The sequence below is a fragment of the Pseudomonas sp. BS3782 TE3695 genome (assembly GCF_050435305.1).
Classification (GTDB): domain Bacteria; phylum Pseudomonadota; class Gammaproteobacteria; order Pseudomonadales; family Pseudomonadaceae; genus Aquipseudomonas.
The window spans coordinates 1,346,385-1,364,598 of sequence record NZ_JBNDKB010000001.1 but is presented as its reverse complement, the minus strand read 5'-3'; the positions used below and the strand labels follow the sequence as shown (position 1 = coordinate 1,364,598).

Sequence of the window (18,214 nt, the reverse complement as noted above, 5' to 3'; positions counted from 1 at the left end):
CCGTTGGGGTGCGGAGCGCCCCTGAAACCAGTCACCACGATCTTGAATCAGAAGGTGATGACCGGTTTACGATTGCTTCGCAACCGAACGGGGGCAAGCCCCCTCGCCACACAAGCCCGCTCCCACATTTCGTTCCGTGCTCAGCCGTGAACTCATGCTTGAGCTCAAGCACTAAAGCGCTATGCTGCCGACACTGCCCATGATCGAGATCGTTGCCATGTCCGCTCCCAGCATGACCTTGTTCCACAACCCCGCGTCGCCCTTCGTTCGCAAAGTCATGGTGCTGCTGCACGAAACCGGTCAAATGAACCGTGTGGCGCTGCAAGCCAGCCAGCTCACGCCGGTCAGCCCGGATCAGGCGCTCAACAAAGACAACCCGCTAGGCAAGATTCCAGCCCTGCGCCTGGCCGATGGCAATGTGTTGTACGACAGCCGGGTGATCCTCGACTATCTCGATTACCAACACGTCGGCAATCCGCTGATTCCTCGCGATGGCTCGGCGCGCTGGCGGCGTCTGACCCTGGCCTCGCTGGCCGATGGGATCATGGATGCCGCGGTGATGGTTCGCTACGAAGTGGCCCTGCGCACCCCGGAAAAAGCACTGGGACGAATGGCTCGACAATCAGCGCGACAAGATTCGTCGCGCGCTGGCATCGCTGGAGGCCGACGCGATTGCCGAGTTGACCAGCCATTTCGATGTGGCGTCGATCAGTGTGGCCTGTGCCTTGGGTTACCTGGATCTGCGCCATCCGGATCTGGAATGGCGCAAAGAGAATCCGAAGCTGGCGGACTGGTATTTTGAAGTGAGTCAGCGGCCATCGATGATTGCGACGATGCCCAAGGCTTGATCTTTGGTCGGCCATGCCGGCCTCAGAAGATCGCAGCCTTCGGCAGCTCCTACGCCGAACGCATGCTCTTGTAGGAGCTGCCGCAGGCTGCGATCTTTTGATCTCTGTGCAAACAACCCGGCAATCCGCGTCGCCAACATCTCGCCCACCCGCTGATCCTCGCGCAACCCCAACGACCGGCTCATTCCACGGCTCCAATATCGAAGGCCAGCGGCTTGGCCGGTTTCTGCCCGATCCCGTACCAGTCCAGCTTGCGGGTCAGCACCATGAACACGCCCAGCAGCCCGAACAACAGCAACGAGCCCATCAGCAGCGCGTAATCCTCGGCGCTCAGCAAACCGTAGAGCAAGCCATACAACGCTGCCAACCCCGCCGAAAAGCTCAAGCCGTGACGCACGCTACGCAGCACATGGCAGACATAGAACCCGATCAACGCCACACAACCACTCGCCGACAGCAGATACGCCAAGGCAAAACCGATGTGTTCGGACAGCGACAGCAGCAACAGGTAGAAGAACGCCAGCGCCACGCCCACCAACGCGTATTGCACCGGGTGGACCGCCAGGCTTTTCAGCACTTCGAAAAGGAAGAAACCGGCGAAGGTCAGGACGATGAACAGCAGCGCGTACTTGATTGCCCGGTCGCTTTTCAGATACTGGTCCACCGGGTCGATGAAACTCACGCCGAAGCTGCGACCACTGAACGCCTCACACTGGCCGCCAGACACGCAACTGTTCAACGCCTCTTGCAGGTTGGTGGAGAAAAACGATGTCTGCCAATTAGCGGTGAAACCCTGATCGGTGATTTCACGCTGGGCCGGCAGGTAGTTGCCGATGAAGCTGGGATGAGGCCAATTGGCGGCCAGTGAAACTTTGCTGGTCTTGCCCACCGGAAGAACCTGCAACTGGCCGGTGCCTTGCAGGCGCAAATCGAAACCGAAGGCCAATTCCGTAACCTGTTGGGTGTCCAGCGCTGGCAGCGTCACGTGCACGCCTTCGCCCAACCACCCCACCTGACTACCCGGCACAAAGTCCAGGCTCTGGCCGTTGAGTTCGAGCTTCAGTGCATTCTCGATGCCGCGAATGTCGCTGATGCCGACGGCCAGGAACGGTTGATCGAAGCGGTAGTCGGCGAAATCTTCCTTGATGCCCAGTTGCGCCGGGACCGAGAAATGCCCGCTGATGCGGTTATCGGCGTGGAACAGCCGCGCCTCGTAGATACCCCGGGCGCGCAGTTCGGTCTGGACCTGGCCGTCCAGTTCGAAGCGCTCCGGCAGGAAATATAAACGCCCGCGCTCCTCGCGAACGTCCTGATAACGCTGGTTGGTTTTTTCGTTGGTTTTCCAGGTGCGCACCGTTTTGCGATAGGGCACTACCATCAGCGGGCCGCTCAGTTGCTGGCTGTAACTGGAACTGCGGGCGATGTCTTCGAGCACACCGTCGCGCAGTTGTTGCCGCTCCTGAATCACGCCATTGATCATCAGCAACGGAATCAGCAGCAACAGAATCAAAAGGGCAATCGCCCCCAGTTTTAGGGTCAGGCTACGGTTCATGGGACTCTCCCTGTTTGGATGGGGAAAGTCTGGCGTTGGTGTGTGGGGGTTTTATGGGGGGAATGTGGAGAGTGTGTGGAGTTTGGAAAAGATCGTAGCCTTCGGCAACTCCTACATGGGCACGCGTTCGGCGTAGGAGCTGCCGCAGGCTGCGATCTTTATCGGGCTAAAGGCAGATGCAAACTCACCTGCACGCCGCCATCGACATTACCGATACTCATCGCACCACCATGCAACTTGACCACCTCTTCAACGAAGTTAAGCCCCAACCCTGTGCTTTTGCGCCCACTGTCCGGACGCGGCAGTGAGTAGAAGCGCTCGCTCAAGCGCGGCAACGCATAGTCGGGAATCGCCTCGGCCTGGTTAAAAAGTTTGAATTCGATTTGCTCACCGAGCTTTGCAGCACTCAATCGCAGCAAGCCACGAGCCGGGGTGAAATCCAGAGCGTTCTCCAACAGATTTCCCAACGCCTGACGCAACAGGAATGGCTCACCGGTCACGGTCAGATCCGCTGCAATGGTTTGCTCCACACGCAACTGCCTGCCTTCGATGCGCGCCGCCTGAGCGCTCAGCAATTCATCGACCAACTTCGCCAACGGCACCGCCACTCGCTCCTCCAGCCCTTGGCGCTGCTCCACCTGCGCCAGGTTCAACAGTCGTTCGATCAACTGCTGCATGCGCGCACTTTCGCTGTCGATGTTGCTGACGAAACGCTGCTGCTGGGCCAGCGGCATCTCGTCTTGCAGCAATTCCGCCGCGCCACGGATCGCCGCCAGCGGGCTTTTCAGTTCATGGGTCAAGGTATGCACATAACGCTCGACGTAGGCTTTGCCTTCGAGCTGGGTGCGCATCTGCTCCACCGCCGTGGCCAGTTGCTCCAGCTCGCCGCCACGATAATGCGGCACCTCGACCCGACGGCCTTCACTGACGGCTTGGGCATACGCCGTCAACCGCCGCAGCGCCGCGCTCAGCCACCATGACAACAGCGCACCGAACAGCAAACCGAGGCCAATCAGCCCGGTGCCATAAATCAGCAATCGCCGCTCGGTGCGATCAACGTAAGGCTGCAGTGAGCTGTTGGGCTTGGCCACCGTCACCACACCGATAATCTGGCCGTTGTCGCGAATCGGCGCTCCGACATGCATCACCGACGAGTTCGAATCGTCCGGGTTACTGCGCGTCGAACGAGCGCCGTATTCGCCACGCAGGGTCAAGTACACGTCGTTCCAGCGTGAGTAGTCCTGGCCCACCGCGATGCCGCTGGAATCCAGTACCACGATGCCCTTGGCATCGGTGACGTAAATGCGGTGGTTGACCTGATTCTTCGGCATGCCCCAGATATTCGCCTTCGGCTGCCGTTCGCCATAAGCCTTGAGCAGCTCGGGCCAGCGGTTCTCGCTGAGGGTGCCGGCCTTGAAGTCATCACGCAGGATCTCGGCCATCAGGTTGGCGGTGTCGACCAGGGTTTCTTCGGTGGACTGACGCACGCCGGGGCGGATTTCTTCCATCACGGTGTTGAGCACGAAGTAGCCGGTCAGGCCGATGAACAGCACGTAGACCAGAAAAATCCGGATCCCCAGTGGCATCAGCTGTGCCCCGGGCTATAGCTGTAACCGAGACCGCGGTGAGTCTGGATCGGCTCGGCGTCCGCTTTCACTTGGCGCAACTTGGCGCGCACGCTCTTGATGTGGCTGTCGATGCTGCGCTCGTAACCGGCATCGGCGGCCACGCCCAGTGCATCGAGCAATTGCTCGCGGCTGAAGACTCGCTCGGGTTGTTCCAGCAGGCATTGCAGCAAACGAAATTCATGGCGGGTCAGGCTCAACGGCTGGCTGCGATAGCTGATCTGCACCCGCTCGCTGTCGATACGAAACAGCGTCGGTGAGGTGTCAGCCACCGCGCGCGGCGCCATGCGTTTGAGAATCGCCCGGACCCGCGCCGCCACTTCCCGAGGGCTGAACGGCTTGATCACGTAGTCGTCGGCGCCGATCTCCAGCCCCACCACCCGGTCGATTTCCGCATCGCGGGCACTGAGAAAAATCACCGGCACTTCGCTGAAACGGCGTAATTGCTTGCAGGTTTCAAAGCCGCTGATGTCCGGCAGGCCAATATCGAGAATGATCAAATCAGCCGGCGTCTGCCGCTGATGCTCCAGCGCAGCCGCGCCAAGGCTCAGCCACGTGGTGGTGAACCCCTCGCCCTGCAAGGCGAAAATCAGGGTGTCGGCAATCGCCGCTTCGTCTTCGACAATCAGGATATGAGGCATGGCGTCCCAGCCCGGCAGTTAAGTTGCCGAACGGTGCCCCAAGGCTGATTCGCCGTCAATCAGCAGTCGGGTTTGTCTGCCGTGAAACGCCGTGCCGGGTTCACCGCTGCACCGAACTCACGCAGTGCTTTGGCGCCGATCAACAGCGGGTAATTGAAGCTGCTGCGGTCGGTGAGATTGACTTCGACGGTGCGCTTGACGTTGCCCAGGCACAGTTCCAGATTGACCACCGGGCGCTTGGTGGGTGCGATCTTTTCCTCATCATCTTCGTCTTCTTCGGAGCGGGTCTTGATCTTGCTGATCCGCGCGACCTTGTGTTCGTAGACCTTGTTGCTCGCGTTCTTGGTGGCGAGGCGGAAGCGCACCCACTCGTCGCCGTCGCGGGTGAAGGTTTCGATGTCTTTGGCCGACAGCGACGCGGTCAGGGCGCCGGTGTCCATTTTGGCCTTGAGGACTTCGCCGCCGATTTCCGGCAGCGCAATGTATTCGTAACGCCCATATAGGGTCGGCTCGGCGGCCATGATCGGCAGGGCGACGAGGGAAAGCATTGCAAGGAGAGATTTCACGTAGGGGGTTCCTTTGGGAATGTGGACGCATGGCCGAATTCTAGACCGCAAAAAACAACGATAGTTGGACCACCGCAAACCTCTGTGGCGAGGGAGCTTGCTCCCGTTCGAGTGCGCAGCACTCGTAAAACCGCTGCATGCGGTATACCTGAAAAACCGCGGCGTCTGGTTTTGGGGCCGCTTCGCAGCCCAGCGGGAGCAAGCTCCCTCGCCACAGGGAATCTCATACCTCTGGAAGCATAACCAGGTAAACGTGAAACATTCGTCACCACCGATTTGGCCTGTCGCCCGAAGCTGCTTATCATGGCGCGCCCCCACGCTTTCAAGAGTGACTTATGCGCCGCCTGCTCACCGGCTGTTTCGTTACCCTGCTGCTATTGCTCAACACCCTGGTCCTGTTCGGGCCTTTGATGGTGTTCGCAGTGCTCAAACTGATCCTGCCCGGGCGTTTTCGCGATTACGCCTCGACGGCAGTGATGTGGATTGCCGAGACCTGGGCCGAAATCGACAAGCTGATTTTCCGACTGTGCATCCCCACCCAATGGGACATCCGTGGCGGCGATGACCTGCGCCGCGACACCTCTTACCTGGTCATCAGCAACCACCAATCCTGGGTCGACATTCCGGCGCTGATCCAGACGCTGAACCGACGCACGCCGTTCTTCAAATTCTTCCTCAAGAAAGAACTGATCTGGGTGCCGTTCCTGGGCCTGGCGTGGTGGGCGCTGGATTACCCGTTCATGAAGCGCTACACCAAGGCATTCCTGGCAAAAAACCCGGAGCTTGCCGGCAAGGATCTGGAGATCACCAAAGAAGCCTGCGAGCTGTACAAGCGTCAGCCGGTGACGGTGGTCAATTACCTGGAAGGCACGCGGTTCACGGCGGCGAAAAGCGTTCAGCAGCAGTCACCGTTCACTCACCTGCTCAAGCCCAAGGCCGGTGGTGTGGCGTTTGTACTGGCGGCGATGGGCGAACAGCTGGACGCCATTCTCGATGTGACGGTGGTGTACCCGCAGCAGAGAATTCCGGGGTTCTGGGATTTGCTCAGCGGCAACGTGCCGAGGATCATCATCGACATCAAGACCCGCGAGCTCGACCCGGCACTGTGGCAGGGCGATTACGAGAACGATCCGGTGTTTCGCGAAAGCATCCAGAACTGGGTCAACCAGCTCTGGATCGAAAAGGACCAGCGCATCGACGCCTTGCGCGCCGAGCGCCGCTGAATCAACTACCGGTGCCGGCGCCCCAGATCCCGCCGAGGTTTTGCAGCAGCGAACCGGCGACGCCTTGCTGACCGAGGTATTGCAGAATCACCGGGGCAAACAGGCCGATCATGCCGGTGTCCATGCCCAGAGCGCTGAAGGCGTTGTTGAGGTCGTTGGTGTCCTTGACGTTACCCAGCAAACCATCGAGCAAAGCATTCTTGTCCGATCCCGCGCCGAGCAGCCCACCCAATCCGTTCAGGCCGCCGATGGCACTGTTACCGGCAATCTGACTGAGGCCCGGCACGTTTTTACTCAGCTCGGAAAAGTCCTCGCCGCTGAGTTGGTTCCTGGCCAGCCCCAACATCGCACCGGCACCGCCCACGGCCTGTTCCGGGGTGATGTCGAGCTGCGAGCCTAGCGTATTGAGCAAACCGGCGGCCTTGGGTGCCGCCGCCACGGCGCCATCGCCCTCGTTGCCCTGCATCGCCGAAGCCGCATTGACCACATCGCTGAGACTGAACTGTGCGAAGACCGGGCTGGCGAACAGGGCCAACAGCGAAGCCAATGCAAAACCGCGTGAAATCTTCATCCCGACATCCTCATGTGCCATAAAACCGCCCGATTGATGGACGGAAAGCTGCCGGTTTGACCGGGCATGCGTCGGCATGTTCCTCGTTGAGCCGTTCATTTTTCTCTGCGTTTTCTGACCCTATCAGTTCTGCTAGTAGGCGCCCTTGGTCAATTGCGTCACAGTAAAAGCTCTGAGTGGTGTTGAATGTTTTTTTTGGTCCGCCGCGACCACTAAAAAATTAGAAGAACACATTTCATCGCCTCTCAAGGGTTTACTCCATCCGAGACTTACAACTTTATCGGCAACCCCAGACAAAACGGATATATCTCAAACCATTGCTGGACCCACAAAAGGAACTTAACAATGTGCACTTACATTTACATCGCCCGCGCTGTTAAGGGCACTCCCAGCAACCAATACGGATCTGTAGACGCAAATACGCCCAAAGAAGCCAAAAGGAAAGTCAAAGATAAATATACCTACCCAGTGAAGGTCGACGTGATAGTGGTTCCAGAAATGGGATCACAGAAGAAAACTTAAACATGGCACTCACATCAACAATCGATATACCCGTGGCGAATCGTCAAGGCTGATTGTTGACGCTCAGCGGTACTCGAACCTATCAGTTCTGCTAGTAGGCAACCCTGGCCGATTGCGCCACAGTAAAACCCTGGATCGAAGAACTTATTCAGGACCCGGCCATGCTGCCAAAACGCGAAACGTTACTCTGCCGCTATCACTACGATCCGCTGGATCGACTGGTCGATTGCACGCCTTCTGCGCAGGTCAGTGTTCAACGTTTCTACCTGAAAGATCGTCTGGCCACCGAGATTCAGGGCGTGGTGCAGCGTTCGATCATGCAGCATGACGATCAACTGCTGGCGCAGCAACAGCGCCAGAGCGGCGCCGTGGAAACGCGTTTGCTCGCCACTGATCAGCACCGTTCAGTGTTGAACGTACTCGCTGCGGTGCAGCGTAATCCTCTTGCCTACACACCTTATGGTCATCGCCCTCCGGAAAGCGGCTTGCTCAGCCTGCTCGGTTTCAATGGTGAACGGCCGGATCCGGTGACGGGGTGTTATTTGTTGGGCAATGGTTATCGGGCATTTAACCCGGTGTTGATGCGGTTTAACAGCCCGGACAGTTGGAGTCCGTTTGGGAAGGGTGGGTTGAATGCGTATGCGTATTGTGCGGGGGATCCGGTGAATCAGGTTGATCCGACGGGACATTTCGGCAATCCATTGAAGGGCCTGATGAACTTGTTACAACTCAGAACTCCGCGTATGGCTCGAGCCGATCAGGCATACAAAGCTGTAACACAAACATCCCCAGGTTCCAGCTCTGTTATGAAGACACCTGCTGCACTACCCACTACTGTAGCGCCCAGCTCTATTTATTCCAGTGTCGGATCGACCAATACCAAGGGAAGTGTTTCCTCCAACTACGCAAGCGTTCAATCATACTCCAGCGTCGGGCCCACCCCTGAACCGCCGATGCCTTTACGCTCTCCTCCGGCAAGCTCTCGCTCCATATCTCACTTCTCAACGCAGAATAGAGAAAGGTTACCGACTGGAAGATCGCCAAAAGATACTCTGAAATGGGTTAATAATACCTTTATTGGCGCTGACCCAGAGTTGGAGGCATTTACTCAAATTCCGCGTGCTGGTGCCGAACTACATACTAAGAAGCGTCTAGCTGTGCAGGCTGCTGGCATACGTAACGAAAGTGAAATAATGAAGAGATACGACAAGAGTTATCGCCAGACTCTACACATAAACAAAAATGGCGAGATATTTATTCATTACGAAAGGAACTAAAAGATCGCAACCGAAAAATACCTGAACGGAATTATCAAGCTGAATCTTAAACCAAAAGGGCGACATCAAGTCGCCCTCTTCTTTCACCTAAAACCCTTACGCCGCACTAAACATCTTATGCGGATCAATCACAAACTTCTTCGGCACGCCCGCATCAAACTCGCCATAACCCCGTGGCGCGTCATCCAGGCTGATTACCTCAACCCCAACGATGTCGGCAATCTTGATGCGGTCCCACATGATCGCCTGCATCAGTTGGCGGTTGTACTTCATCACTGGCGTCTGGCCGGTGTGGAAGCTGTGGGATTTGGCCCAGCCCAGACCGAAGCGGATGCTCAGGCTGCCCATTTTCGCGGCCGCATCCACAGCACCTGGATCTTCGGTCACGTACAGGCCAGGGATGCCGATTTTGCCGGCCACGCGAACCACGCCCATCAGCGAGTTAAGCACGGTAGCTGGAGCCTCGTGTTTCACGCCGGCATGGCCGTGGCCGCGGGCTTCGAAGCCTACGGCGTCGACGGCGCAATCCACTTCTGGTTCACCCAACAGCGCGGCGATTTGTTCGTGCAGTGGGGTGTCTGTCGACAGGTCGGCAATTTCGAAACCCTGAGCCTTGGCGTGAGCCAGGCGGATCGGGTTGACGTCACCGATGATCACCACTGCCGCGCCCAACAGGCGAGCAGAAGCGGCAGCGGCCAGACCGACCGGGCCGGCGCCGGCGATGTACACGGTGCTGCCAGGGCCAACGCCGGCGGTCACTGCGCCGTGGTAACCGGTCGGCAGGATGTCGGAGAGGCAGGTCAGGTCGCGGATTTTTTCCATCGCGCGATCACGATCTGGAAGTTTCAGCAGGTTGAAGTCGGCATACGGCACAAACGCGTATTCGGCTTGGCCACCGGTCCAGTCACCCATGTCGACGTAACCATAGGCACCGCCCGGACGCGCCGGGTTAACGCTCAGGCAGACGCCAGTATGTTGCTCTTTGCACGAACGGCAACGGCCACAGGCAACGTTGAAAGGAACCGACACCAAGTCGCCAATCTGCAGGTTCTCGACACCGCTGCCCTTCTCGATCACTTCACCCGTGATCTCGTGGCCCAGCACCAGACCGGTCTGAGCGGTGGTACGACCGCGCACCATGTGCTGATCGGAACCACAGATGTTGGTGGAAACTACGCGCAGGATGACGCCGTGCTCGATCTTCCTGCCGCGCGGGTCCTGCATTTTGGGATAGTCGATTTTCTGTACTTCGACCTTGCCAGCGCCGAGATACACCACACCACGATTGCCAGACATGCTTTCACCTCGCTGTTGTTTTTATGTAGCGTCGCGTCGCCATGGAGCGGCGGCGCGTTGATTGCTCGGGTTATAACCTGTGTCTTTTTACGTTGTCTGTAAGGGCCTCTTCGCGAGCAAGCCCGCTCCCACATTGGATCGAGTAGGCATAAGGTCTGTGGACAATACAAAACCTGTGGGAGCGGGCTTGCTCGCGAATGGGCTGCGAAGCGGCCCCAAAAATCTAAAGAACGACGGTGCGATTGGCGTTCAAAAACACCCGTCGTTCGATGTGATAACCAACAGCCCGCGCCAGGGTCAGCCCTTCGATATCCCGCCCTTTGGCGATCAGATCTTCGGGGTAATGACTGTGATCCACAGCCTCCACGCCCTGGGCGATGATCGGGCCTTCGTCCAGGTCGTTGTTGATGTAATGCGCCGTGGCGCCGACCAGTTTCACGCCCTTGTTGTAGGCCTGGTGATACGGCTTGGCGCCCTTGAAACCCGGCAGCAGGGAGTGATGGATATTGATCGCCTTGCCATCGAGTTTGCGGCACAGCTCCGGCGACAGAACCTGCATGTAGCGTGCAAGAATCACCAGTTCGGCACCGGCCTCCTCGATCACCTGCCAGACCTGACGCTCCTGGGACGGCTTGTCGTTCGGGTCCAGGGGAAAGTGGTAGTACGGAATCTGGTGCCAGTCGGCCAACGGCTTGAGGTCCGGATGGTTGGAAACCACGGCGACCACGTCCATCGACAACTGGCCGATGCGCTGGCGGTAGAGCAAGTCGTTGAGGCAGTGATCGGCCTTGGAGACCATGATCACCACTTTGGGCCGGTGATGCGGCGGGGTCAGTTCGAAAATCATCCCGAAGGCGTCACCCCGTTCCGCCAGACCGGCGCGAAAGGCTTGTTCGTCAAAGCCGTCGGGCTGACGGAATTCCACCCGAATGAAAAAACGACCCGAGAGCCGGTCATCAAAGGAATGGTGCTCGGTGACGTAGCAGCCCTGCTCGAACAGAAAGCGGGTCACCGCATCCACGGTGCCGAGGACGCTGGGGCAATCGGCGGTCAGAATCCATGTGTCTGGGGCGCGGCTCATAGTGCGGTGACTCCTGTTCGAAAATACCTACGCGACTGCGAAGACCTGTGGCGAGGGAGCTTGCTCCCGCTGGGTTGCGAAGCAACCCCTTTTTCAGCAACCGCATTCCTGCAGAAGGAACGCGGACTCAGGTTTTACGACTGCTGCGCAGCCGAGCGGGAGCAAGCTCCCTCGCCACAATTACGCCTGAACGCTAAGGCCGTATTCGGCGGCAGCATCCTGCAACCACAACCACCAGTAATCCGAGAAGCTGCGGCGAATCAGCAGCTCCCAGGTGTCTTCGGCGGTGTGGCGGATCATCAATTGCGACTTGGCGAACACCGTGCCGACAGCCTTGCCCACCGGGAAGTTGTTGGGGTGCACGTCGTAGCTGGTGGACTTCATCAGCACCTGACGCACGTTCGGGCCGCTGAGTTCGAGGATCTGCTGGCCACCGCTGACGTTGACGATCTGGATGTGCAAGTCGCCCAGCGCTTCACGCAGCTTTTTCTCGGCAGCAAATTCTTCGCCGGTCGGCACGATCAGCAGCCATTCATCCGGCCCCATCCATTGCAGGCTGGTTTCGCCTTTGATCACCATGGTCAGCGCGGCCGGCAGTTCCAGGCCGAGAGCCTTGTGCACGCCAGCGGCGAACGCTGGATCGTGGGCATCGCCACGGATGGTCAGGTGACCGAGGAGTTTTTTCTCACGCACGATCACGCCGGCGTTCTTGCGGCCCTTGCCCACCAGGCTGGCGAGGTCGGCATGATGCAGCGACGACTCGGCCTTGGCCCCGGTGGTTGGGCGTTGTTGGTAAACATTGGCTGCGGTCATAAAGCACCTTTCCTGAATTCTGTTGGTTCCGGCCTTTGTGGTGGCTGTGCCGCCGCCTTCGCGAGCAAGCCCGCTCCCACATTCGACCGCGTTCCCCTGTGGGAGCGGGCTTGCTCGCGAATCAGACGACTCGGTGCAACTGCCCGCCCACAGGACCCGAGGCCATTAAACGTTCTGGCGATCGCCTTTCGGATCGAAGAACACCGAAGAAACGATTTCCGCCTCGATCACGCTGCCGTCGGCCAGCGGTGCGAATACCCGCTCACCCATGCGCTTCAAGCCGCCCTTGACCACACCCATGGCAAACGAATAGCCCAGGGAATTGTGCAGGTAACTGGAAGTCACGTGACCGACCATGGTCATCGGGATGGTTTGCTTGGTGTTGAACACCAGTTGCGCCCCTTCCGGCAGCCACTTGGTCGGATCGATCGGCTTCAGACCGACCAATTGCTTGCGTTGATCACGCACGCAGTCTTCGCGGTTCATGCCACGCCAGCCGATCCACGAGAACGGTTTGGTGCGACCGACACACCAGCCCATATTCAGGTCGTCCGGGGTCATCGAGCTGTCAGTGTCCTGACCGACGATGATGAAACCCTTCTCCGCCCGCAGCACGTGCATGGTTTCGGTGCCGTACGGGGTCAGGTTGTACTGCTTGCCGGCCTCGACGATTTTCTCGAGTACGCCCATGGCGTAGTCGGCCTGCACGTTGACTTCGTACGACAGCTCACCGGTAAACGAAATCCGGAACACCCGCGCCGGCACACCACCGACCAGACCTTCTTTCCAGGTCATGAACGGGAAGGCTTCGTTGCTCAAGTCGATGTCAGTGACTTCGCTGAGCAGCTTGCGGCTGTTCGGCCCCGACAGGGTCATGGTTGCCCAGTGATCCGTTACGGAAGTGAAGTACACCTTCAGGTCTGGCCATTCAGTCTGATGGTAGATTTCCAGCCATTGCAGCACGCGTGCAGCGCCGCCGGTGGTGGTGGTCATCACGAAATGGTTGTCGGCCAGGCATGCAGTCACGCCGTCGTCGAACACCATGCCGTCTTCTTTACACATCAGGCCATAACGGGCCTTGCCCACGTCGAGCTTGGTCCAGGCGTTGGTGTAGATACGGTTGAGGAACTCACGGGAATCCGGGCCCTGGATGTCGATCTTGCCCAGGGTCGAAGCGTCCAGCAGGCCGACGCTGTCGCGCACCGCTTTGCATTCGCGTTTCACCGCGGCGTGCAGGTCTTCACCGTTTTTCGGGAAGTACCAAGGCCGTTTCCACTGACCGACGTCTTCGAACTCGGCACCGTTTTTCACATGCCAGTGATGCAGCGCGGTGAAACGAACCGGCTCGAAGATGTGCCCACAGTGACGACCGGCTATGGCGCCGAAAGTCACCGGCGTGTAGTTCGGGCGGAACATGGTGGTGCCCATCTGCGGGATGGTCACGTTCAGCGAACGGGCGGCAATGGCCAGACCGTTGACGTTACCGAGCTTGCCCTGATCGGTGCCGAAGCCCAGTGCGGTGTAGCGCTTGACGTGCTCGACCGACTCGAAGCCTTCGCGGGTCGCCAGTTCGATGGCGGCAGCGGTGACATCGTTCTGCAGGTCGACGAATTGCTTCGGCGCCCGTGCGGTGGCTTTTTCGTGAGGCACCTGGAACAGCGCCAGCGTCGGCTCTTCCAGACGGCTCAGGGCTTTGGGCAGTGCGCCTTCGACCACACTGAAACCGGCTTCGCTGGCGGCGCGAGCACCACCTGCAAAACCATCGGCCAGCGAATCGCCGAGGCCGTAGACGCCGTTGATGCCACCCACGCATACGCGTTTCTGCGGTGCTTCACCCGGTACGAAACCAAGGATGTCTTCACGCCAGATCGGCTTGCCGCCCAAGTGCGATGCCAGGTGAACCACCGGGCTGTAACCGCCGGAACTGGCGACCAGGTCGCAATCGAGCCATTCGCCCGGGCTGGTCACGGTGTGTGCTTTTACATCGATCGCGGCAACGCGAGCGGCAGTGACGTGCTTGCTGCCTCGAGCTTCGATCACGGCGCTGCCGGTCAGGATGCGGATGCCTTTGGCACGCGCTTCTTCCACCAGCGCACCACGCGGGTTGCTGCGGGCGTCGGCAATCGCAACCACTTGCAGGCTGGCGTCGAGCCAATCCAGCGCCACGCGGTAGGCATGATCGTTGTTGGTCGACAGCACCAGTTTCTTGCCCGGAGCCACGCCGTAACGACGAACATAAGTCGACACAGCGCCGGCGAGCATATTGCCCGGTACGTCGTTGTTGCCGTAAACCAGTGGACGCTCGTGAGTACCGGTCGCCAGCACTACACGCTTGGCGCGAACCCGATGGATGCGCTGACGCACCTGGCCGATCGGGGCACGGTCACCGAGGTGATCGGTGAGGCGCTCGTGAATGGTCAGGAAATTATGGTCGTGGTAACCGTTGACCGTGGCGCGCGGCAACAGCAGCACGTCCGGGGTGTTCTTCAGCTCGGCGATGACGCTGGCGACCCATTCGGTGGCAGGCTTGCCGTCGAGGCTTTCGCGGGAATCGAGCAAGCTGCCGCCGAACTCTTCCTGCTCATCGGCCAGGATCACACGCGCACCGCTACGGGCAGCCGCCAGCGCAGCCGCCAGACCCGCAGGGCCAGCGCCGACGATCAGCACGTCGCAGTGCTGGTTCATGTAGTCGTAGGTGTCCGGATCGTTCTCGGTCGGCGAGCGGCCAAGGCCGGCAGCCTTACGAATGTACTTCTCGTAAGTCATCCAGAACGATTGCGGGTACATGAAGGTTTTGTAGTAGAAGCCCGGCGGCATCAGCTTGCCGCCGACCTTGCCGAGAATCCCCATCATGTCGTTGTTCACGCTTGGCCAGCCGTTGGTGCTGGTGGCGACCAGGCCTTGATACAGCGCTTGTTGCGTGGCGCGCACGTTCGGGATCTGCGTGGCTTCGGTCGCACCGATCTGCAGCACGGCGTTCGGCTCTTCGGCACCGGCGGCGAAGATGCCGCGTGGGCGCGAGTACTTGAAGCTGCGGCCGATGATGTCGACACCGTTGGCCAGCAAGGCTGCTGCCAGGGAATCGCCTTCAAAACCTTTGTAGACCTGGCCGTTGAAGGTGAAGCTCAGCACTTTGTTGCGGTCGATGCGTCCGCCGTTGGACAGGCGATTGATCTGGCTCATACCTTCTCTCCCAGAGCCGTGGCGGCCGCTTTCGGGCTGTCGGTCTTGTCGGTGAACTGCGGCTTGGCGCCGATCTTGTAGGTTTCGAGAATCTCGTAGGTCACGGTGTCACGGGTCACGTTGAAGTACTGACGGCAACCGGCGACGTGATCCCACAGTTCGTGGTGCAGACCGCGAGGGTTATCGCGGAAGAACATGTAGTCGCCCCACTCCTCGTCGGTGCAGCTGTTCGGATCCAGTGGGCGCGGGATGTGCGCCTGGCCGGATGCGTGGAATTCCTCTTCGGAGCGCAGTTCGCCGCAGTGAGGACAGAAGATATGCAACATGGGGATTTCTCCTGTTAGTGGGCAACCGCAGCAGCGCCGTGTTCATCGATCAACGCACCGTTGTGGAAACGGTCGATGGAGAAAGGTGCAGCCAATGGGTGCATTTCACCCTTGGCCAGACTCGCGGCAAACACGTTGCCCGAGCCAGGTGTTGCCTTGAAGCCACCGGTGCCCCAACCGCAGTTGAAGAACATGTTCGGTACCGGAGTTTTCGATATGATCGGGCATGCATCCGGCGTGGTGTCGACGATGCCGCCCCACTGACGGTTCATGCGTACGCGCGACAGCACCGGGAACATCTCGACGATGGCCTGGATGGTGTGCTCGATCACCGGGTACGAACCACGCTGGCCGTAGCCGTTGTAGCCGTCGATACCGGCGCCGATCACCAGGTCACCCTTGTCGGACTGGCTGATGTAACCGTGTACGGCGTTGGACATGATCACGCTGTCGATAATCGGCTTGATCGGCTCGGACACCAACGCTTGCAGCGGGTGCGATTCGATCGGCAGACGGAAACCGGCAAGTTTGGCCATGTGCCCGGAGTTACCGGCAGTCACCACACCGACGCGCTTGGCGCCGATGAAGCCCTTGTTGGTTTCAACGCCGATGCACACGCCGTTTTCCTTGCGGAAACCGATCACTTCGGTCTGCTGGATCAAGTCCACGCCCAAGGCGTCGGCGGCACGGGCAAAGCCCCAGGCCACGGCATCGTGACGGGCCACGCCGCCGCGACGCTGGACGGTTGCGCCCATCACCGGGTAGCGAGTGTTCTTGGAGCAGTCGAGGTACGGAATCTCGTCGGCTACCTGTTTGGCATCGAGCAGTTCGCCATCCACGCCGTTGAGGCGGTTGGCGCTGACCCGACGCTCGGAATCACGAATGTCCTGCAGGGTGTGGCACAAGTTGTAAACGCCACGCTGGGAGAACATCACGTTGTAGTTCAGGTCCTGGGACAGGCCTTCCCACAATTTCATCGCGTGTTCGTACAGGTGCGCCGACTCGTCCCACAGGTAGTTGGAGCGAACGATGGTGGTGTTGCGCGCGGTGTTACCGCCGCCCAGCCAGCCTTTCTCGACCACGGCCACGTTGGTGATGCCGTGTTCCTTGGCCAGGTAGTAGGCGGTCGCCAGACCATGCCCGCCACCGCCGACGATGACCACGTCATAGACCTTTTTCGGGGTCGGCGTGCGCCACATCTTCTGCCAGTTTTCGTGATGGCTGAGGGAGTGTTTGAAGAGGCCGAAGCCCGAATAGCGTTGCATAGTCATTTACTCCAAAACCGCGCTCAGCGATAAACCGGGAAGTCCGCGCACAGGGCTGCCGCATGCTTGGCGACATTGGCCTCGACATCGGCGTCGCCGAGGTTGTCGAGAATGTCGCAGATCCAGCCGGCCAGTTCAGTGCACTGGGCAACCTTGAAGCCGCGAGTGGTCACCGCCGGAGTGCCGATGCGCAGGCCGGAGGTCACGAACGGCGACTGTGGATCGTTCGGGACAGCGTTCTTGTTCACGGTGATGTGGGCGCGACCGAGTGCTGCATCCGCTTCTTTGCCGGTGAGGCCCTGACGGATCAGGCTGACCAGGAACAGGTGGTTATCGGTGCCGCCGGACACTACATCGTAGCCGCGTTTGATAAATACGCCGGCCATGGCCTGGGCGTTGTCGATCACTTGTTGCTGGTAAGCCTTGAAGCCAGGCTCCAGCGCTTCCTTGAAGCACACGGCTTTACCGGCGATGACGTGCATCAGCGGGCCGCCCTGGGCACCAGGGAACACGGCAGCGTTGAGCTTCTTCTCGATTTCTTCGTTGGCCTTGGCCAGGATCAGGCCACCACGCGGACCGCGCAGGGTCTTGTGGGTGGTGGTGGTGACCACGTCGGCGTAAGGCAGCGGGTTCGGGTACAGACCAGCGGCGACCAGACCGGCCACGTGAGCCATGTCGACGAACAGCAGGGCACCGACCTTGTCGGCGATCTGGCGGAAGCGTGGGAAGTCGAGGGTCTTGGAGTAGGCCGAGAAGCCGGCAACGATCATCTTCGGCTTGCACTCGATGGCCAGGCGCTCGACTTCGTCGTAATCGATCAGCCCGGTTTTGGTGTCGATGCCGTACTGCACGGCGTTATACAGTTTGCCCGAGGACGACACTTTGGCGCCGTGGGTCAGGTGACCGCCATGGGCCAGGCTCATGCCCAGAATGGTGTCGCCGGCTTGCAGCAGGGCCAGGTACACGGCGCTGTTGGCCGAAGAGCCGGAGTGCGGCTGAACGTTGGCATAGTCGGCACCAAACAATTGCTTGGCGCGCTCGATGGCCAGGGCTTCGACCTTGTCGACGTGCTCGCAGCCACCGTAGTAGCGCTTGCCCGGATAGCCTTCGGCGTATTTGTTGGTCAGGCCGCTGCCTTGCGCTTGCATCACGCGCTTGCTGGTGTAGTTCTCGGACGCGATCAGCTCGATGTGATCTTCCTGGCGTTGCTCCTCGGCATTCATCGCCGCCAGCAGTGCATCGTCGTAACCCTGGATCTGGTCTTGCTTGCTGAACATCGCGTCTCTCCCAGCGGCATCTATGCGCCATTCGTCTCGGTAAGGCACTGGCGTTACGGCAGTACCCTTTGGAAGCGATGGTATGACCGGCGCAGACAGGTCAAATGCCTATGGACGCCACGCAAAGGTGCGTTTACGACATAGGCCG

The 18,214-nt window shown here is 59.5% G+C and carries 15 protein-coding genes and 1 pseudogene; 3 read left to right on the top strand and 13 right to left on the bottom strand.

The window, feature by feature from the left end; all coding sequences use genetic code 11:
• Positions 1-217: 217 nt before the first annotated feature.
• Positions 218-848, top strand: a pseudogene (locus ABH909_RS06115) (glutathione S-transferase).
• Here ABH909_RS06115 and ABH909_RS06110 read toward each other — a convergent pair.
• The 5 genes from ABH909_RS06110 to ABH909_RS06090 all read right to left on the bottom strand — a co-directional run bounded on the left by ABH909_RS06110 (position 809) and on the right by ABH909_RS06090 (position 5,232).
• A complete protein-coding gene (locus ABH909_RS06110; protein ID WP_429431267.1) occupies positions 809-1,033 on the bottom strand; it encodes a hypothetical protein in 225 nt (74 codons plus the stop codon). The pseudogene ABH909_RS06115 and the gene ABH909_RS06110 sit on opposite strands and share 40 nt — an antisense overlap.
• Complete coding sequence (gene creD / locus ABH909_RS06105) at positions 1,030-2,400, bottom strand: cell envelope integrity protein CreD (protein WP_429431265.1); 1,371 nt, start codon at positions 2,398-2,400, stop codon at positions 1,030-1,032. The genes ABH909_RS06110 and creD overlap by 4 nt, the downstream gene beginning before the upstream one ends.
• Positions 2,401-2,558: 158 nt before the next feature.
• Positions 2,559-3,986 (bottom strand): two-component system sensor histidine kinase CreC, encoded by a 1,428-nt coding sequence (creC, locus tag ABH909_RS06100; RefSeq protein WP_429431263.1) that lies wholly within the window; start codon positions 3,984-3,986, stop codon positions 2,559-2,561.
• Positions 3,986-4,666: a two-component system response regulator CreB gene (creB, locus tag ABH909_RS06095; protein ID WP_429431261.1), complete on the bottom strand. Its 681-nt coding sequence runs from the start codon at positions 4,664-4,666 to the stop codon at positions 3,986-3,988. The genes creC and creB overlap by 1 nt, the downstream gene beginning before the upstream one ends.
• A 59-nt stretch (positions 4,667-4,725) precedes the next feature.
• On the bottom strand, positions 4,726-5,232 hold the full coding sequence (locus ABH909_RS06090) for an ATP-dependent zinc protease family protein (protein WP_429431259.1): 507 nt from the start codon (positions 5,230-5,232) through the stop codon (positions 4,726-4,728).
• A 335-nt stretch (positions 5,233-5,567) separates the two neighbouring features.
• On the opposite strand from ABH909_RS06090, the gene ABH909_RS06085 reads away from it, so the two are divergent.
• Positions 5,568-6,455, top strand: a complete 888-nt coding sequence (locus ABH909_RS06085) for an acyltransferase (RefSeq protein ID WP_429431257.1) — start codon at positions 5,568-5,570, stop codon at positions 6,453-6,455.
• A 1-nt stretch (position 6,456) separates the two neighbouring features.
• On the opposite strand, the gene ABH909_RS06080 is transcribed toward ABH909_RS06085, so the two are convergent.
• Complete coding sequence (locus ABH909_RS06080) at positions 6,457-7,026, bottom strand: DUF2780 domain-containing protein (protein WP_429431255.1); 570 nt, start codon at positions 7,024-7,026, stop codon at positions 6,457-6,459.
• 683 nt (positions 7,027-7,709) lie between these two features.
• On the opposite strand from ABH909_RS06080, the gene ABH909_RS06075 reads away from it, so the two are divergent.
• Entirely contained in the window at positions 7,710-8,825 is a 1,116-nt protein-coding gene (locus ABH909_RS06075) for an RHS repeat-associated core domain-containing protein (protein ID WP_429431253.1), read from the top strand.
• A 96-nt stretch (positions 8,826-8,921) separates the two neighbouring features.
• On the opposite strand, the gene fdhA is transcribed toward ABH909_RS06075, so the two are convergent.
• The 7 genes from fdhA to glyA form a co-directional block, all read right to left on the bottom strand.
• On the bottom strand, positions 8,922-10,121 hold the full coding sequence (gene fdhA, locus ABH909_RS06070; protein WP_007907573.1) for a formaldehyde dehydrogenase, glutathione-independent: 1,200 nt from the start codon (positions 10,119-10,121) through the stop codon (positions 8,922-8,924).
• Positions 10,122-10,344: 223 nt separating this feature from the next.
• Complete coding sequence (gene purU, locus ABH909_RS06065) at positions 10,345-11,202, bottom strand: formyltetrahydrofolate deformylase (protein WP_429431251.1); 858 nt, start codon at positions 11,200-11,202, stop codon at positions 10,345-10,347.
• A gap of 180 nt (positions 11,203-11,382) precedes the next feature.
• A complete protein-coding gene (locus ABH909_RS06060; protein WP_429431249.1) occupies positions 11,383-12,015 on the bottom strand; it encodes a sarcosine oxidase subunit gamma in 633 nt (210 codons plus the stop codon).
• Positions 12,016-12,180: 165 nt separating this feature from the next.
• The gene (locus ABH909_RS06055; RefSeq protein WP_429431247.1) at positions 12,181-15,198 is read right to left on the bottom strand and encodes a sarcosine oxidase subunit alpha; all 3,018 of its coding nucleotides are present in this window, start codon (positions 15,196-15,198) and stop codon (positions 12,181-12,183) included.
• Entirely contained in the window at positions 15,195-15,524 is a 330-nt protein-coding gene (locus ABH909_RS06050) for a sarcosine oxidase subunit delta (RefSeq protein ID WP_008008142.1), read from the bottom strand. Before ABH909_RS06050 ends, ABH909_RS06055 begins: the two co-directional genes overlap by 4 nt.
• A 14-nt stretch (positions 15,525-15,538) precedes the next feature.
• Positions 15,539-16,789, bottom strand: coding sequence for a sarcosine oxidase subunit beta (locus ABH909_RS06045; RefSeq protein ID WP_007947735.1), 1,251 nt, complete (start codon positions 16,787-16,789; stop codon positions 15,539-15,541).
• Between the two features lie 23 nt (positions 16,790-16,812).
• On the bottom strand, positions 16,813-18,066 hold the full coding sequence (gene glyA, locus ABH909_RS06040) for a serine hydroxymethyltransferase (protein WP_429431245.1): 1,254 nt from the start codon (positions 18,064-18,066) through the stop codon (positions 16,813-16,815).
• Positions 18,067-18,214: the final 148 nt, after the last annotated feature.

Excerpts from the sequence above, each read along its gene's own strand:
- creD (WP_429431265.1), bottom strand. The coding sequence starts at position 2,400 with ATGAACCGTAGCCTGACCCTAAAACTGGGGGCGATTGCCCTTTTGATT.
- fdhA (WP_007907573.1), bottom strand. The coding sequence starts at position 10,121 with ATGTCTGGCAATCGTGGTGTGGTGTATCTCGGCGCTGGCAAGGTCGAA.
- creC (WP_429431263.1), bottom strand. The coding sequence starts at position 3,986 with ATGCCACTGGGGATCCGGATTTTTCTGGTCTACGTGCTGTTCATCGGC.
- ABH909_RS06050 (WP_008008142.1), bottom strand. The coding sequence starts at position 15,524 with ATGTTGCATATCTTCTGTCCTCACTGCGGCGAACTGCGCTCCGAAGAG.
- ABH909_RS06085 (WP_429431257.1), top strand. The coding sequence starts at position 5,568 with ATGCGCCGCCTGCTCACCGGCTGTTTCGTTACCCTGCTGCTATTGCTC.
- ABH909_RS06110 (WP_429431267.1), bottom strand. The coding sequence starts at position 1,033 with ATGAGCCGGTCGTTGGGGTTGCGCGAGGATCAGCGGGTGGGCGAGATG.
- purU (WP_429431251.1), bottom strand. The coding sequence starts at position 11,202 with ATGAGCCGCGCCCCAGACACATGGATTCTGACCGCCGATTGCCCCAGC.
- ABH909_RS06060 (WP_429431249.1), bottom strand. The coding sequence starts at position 12,015 with ATGACCGCAGCCAATGTTTACCAACAACGCCCAACCACCGGGGCCAAG.
- ABH909_RS06075 (WP_429431253.1), top strand. The coding sequence starts at position 7,710 with ATGCTGCCAAAACGCGAAACGTTACTCTGCCGCTATCACTACGATCCG.
- creB (WP_429431261.1), bottom strand. The coding sequence starts at position 4,666 with ATGCCTCATATCCTGATTGTCGAAGACGAAGCGGCGATTGCCGACACC.
- ABH909_RS06055 (WP_429431247.1), bottom strand. The coding sequence starts at position 15,198 with ATGAGCCAGATCAATCGCCTGTCCAACGGCGGACGCATCGACCGCAAC.
- glyA (WP_429431245.1), bottom strand. The coding sequence starts at position 18,066 with ATGTTCAGCAAGCAAGACCAGATCCAGGGTTACGACGATGCACTGCTG.
- ABH909_RS06080 (WP_429431255.1), bottom strand. The coding sequence starts at position 7,026 with ATGAAGATTTCACGCGGTTTTGCATTGGCTTCGCTGTTGGCCCTGTTC.
- ABH909_RS06045 (WP_007947735.1), bottom strand. The coding sequence starts at position 16,789 with ATGCAACGCTATTCGGGCTTCGGCCTCTTCAAACACTCCCTCAGCCAT.